General features: G+C 49.7%; 1 protein-coding gene. It reads right to left on the reverse strand.

Going from position 1 to position 531, the window contains the following annotated elements:
• Positions 1-531, reverse strand: a 531-nt coding sequence (locus R8N49_RS30040) for a helicase-related protein (RefSeq protein ID WP_318190815.1), incomplete at both ends; no start/stop codon positions are given.

Below are 531 nucleotides of genomic sequence, written 5' to 3' on the forward strand. Positions count from 1 at the left end.
AACAACTGCTTAGCTTGTTGCAGCGCGGCAGCAGAAGGAATATCGAGCCATTTTAGCTCATGAATATCGGTCGTCCCCCAAAACGCCAGCTCCATTACCAAGCTCGCAAGATCGGAATGCAAAATCTCAGGTTGTGGCACTTGTGGCTGTTGCTTGAGTTGACTTTCTGAATAGAGGCGAACGCAAATCCCCTCTTCAATCCGCCCAGCACGACCAGCTCGCTGGATGGCTGACGATTGAGCTATACGCGTTTGTTCCAATCGTGTAAGGCCATTTTTCAAGTCAAAACGCGCAACACGCTCCAAACCAGAATCCACCACAAGGCGAATACCTTCAATTGTCAGAGAGGTTTCCGCAATGTTGGTTGCCAATACGACTTTGCGCTTACCTTTTTCTGCAGGAGAGATGGCTTTCTGTTGCTCAGTAAAGCTCAACTGACCATACAACGGGCATACTTCAACATCGTCCGGTAAGTGCGATAACCGCTCTTGCACTTGCTTAATGGCCGCCACACCGGGAAGAAACGCAAGC

The sequence above is a fragment of the Vibrio sp. 1978 genome (assembly GCF_033344345.1).